The following is a 1,797-nucleotide window of genomic DNA, read 5'->3' on the forward strand; positions in this document are numbered from 1 at the left end:
GCGCAGCGGCCCGCCCCTGCCCCGCAGCCAGGCCAGCACGGCGCGCAGCCCCACGATGACGACGAAACCGAGGCGGGAGGCGAGCGTCGGCGCGGCGAGCAGGCCGCCCCCGGCGACGGCGAGGGCCACCAGCACCGCCAGGGCCGTCACCGGGCCTCGACCGATCTCCCCCCGCACCAGGGGACTGTCCCGGCGGGCGGGATTGATCCGGTCCACGCCGAGGCAGGTGACGGCGTCGAGCAGTCGGCCGGCCGCGGCGAGCGCCATCCCGGCGAGGCCGAGTACCAGCACGGGCCCGAGCCGCGGGTGCGCCACGGCCAGCCCGCCGACGGCGAAGGGGACGGCATCGGCCAGCGCCGCGCCGGGCCGGGCGAGCGTGATCCCGGCCGCGAGGCCGCGTGCCGCGGCCTGCCGCCCAGGTCCCCGCGGTCCACGGCCATCCGACTGGTGCGCGGCACGGCTGGTCATCCGACCTCACGATCATTTCCGGCATCCCCGAAGCGCTGCGCTCACGATCAATCGCAGCCTGTCGAGAAAAACTCATTCCGGCCGGCCGGAAAAGCCGTCTCCGCATCACCGGACAAGGTCGTACGGGCAGCAGTCGGTATTCGAGGCACCACCGGGCGTATCACGGCGGGCGGGCGACCACGACAATTCGGCCACCCGGTCCGAGCGCCGGTCGCCGGCATGCCGAATGGAGACGGAAAAGCGGGCAGAAGCCGCCGGCGGGGCGGGCCGACGAGGACGGCGGGCGTTCCCAGCCGCGCATCGAAAACATGCGGCCCGGAATCGCCGGCGTCCTCAAACGCGGGCGCGGCCGCCTGTGCGGTATCCGAAGTCTGACGGCCGATCCTGGCTGCCCGCCGGAGCGGGCCTCCCCCCGAAAGGCAGGTCCGCTCCGGCGACAGCCAGGAAGGGGAACCGCCGGCCGTCTCCCCCGACGCGTCCCGAGGGCTGATCACGGCCGGCGGGGCTTTTCCGGCTGGCAGCACCCAGAAAACCGTGTGGGGCGCGCACCGCAAAGACCGCGGCGGCACGTCCGTACAACGTCGTACACGGGACGCCACCGCCGGCGTCGACCTGCGCCGCGCGGGATAGGAGCACCAACGCCGACTCATGCCGCGACAATGCTGGGATATCGCGGGAGCAAGCCTTTGCGCGGCGGTATTCTCAGGCTGTCACCGGTGGGATCTCGGCCCCGCCGCCCGGCCGACGCCGCCAACTCTTATCACCGACTACCGTCGGCTATCGGGCGACTCCAGTATCGGACAGCTCCGGTATCGGCCCGGCGGGTCACAGCCGAATACATATTCCGCATTCCACTAATAACTGTTCTCAGGAGTCATGGCGATGTCCCTCTGGCTGGACGAACCGCTCCGCGTCGAACTCGACCCGCCCGCCGCCCGCGCCCTCTCGGCATGGTGCAGCCAGACCGAGACCAGCCTGCGGCTGGCCCGGCGCCTGACCGGCGGGCGCTCCGCGGCGCTGGTGGCCGCGGTCATCGAGCAGAGTCAGGGGGGCGCCCGCCAGCTCATCATGAAGCTGGACCGGGCCCCCGGCACCGCAGACGAGCCCGAGCCGGGCGAGTTCGCCCAGCACGAGCGCGCTCTGCGCGACGCCCCCGACTTCGCCGGGCGGCACCTGACCCGCCCGGTCCACCAGCCGGTGCCGGTCGGGGACGGGCGGTGGTTCGCGTTCCAGCGGGTCGCGGGCGGCGGCCTGCGCGATCCGATCACGCTGCACACCCTGCTCGACGCGGTGCTGCACCCGCCGCGCCCGTCCCGGGCCGCCCCCGGG

The 1,797-nt window shown here is 73.6% G+C and carries 2 pseudogenes; one reads left to right on the forward strand and one right to left on the reverse strand.

The features are described 5' to 3' along the window. A pseudogene (locus MXD58_RS26835) lies at positions 1 to 468 on the reverse strand (UbiA family prenyltransferase); the annotation flags it as partial. Between the two features lie 882 nt (positions 469 to 1,350). Between MXD58_RS26835 and MXD58_RS26840 the strand changes: the two are divergent. Continuing rightward, positions 1,351 to 1,797 (forward strand): annotated as a pseudogene (locus tag MXD58_RS26840) (toll/interleukin-1 receptor domain-containing protein); the annotation flags it as partial.

The sequence above is a fragment of the Frankia sp. AgKG'84/4 genome (genome assembly GCF_023242965.2).
Taxonomy (GTDB): domain Bacteria; phylum Actinomycetota; class Actinomycetes; order Frankiales; family Frankiaceae; genus Frankia.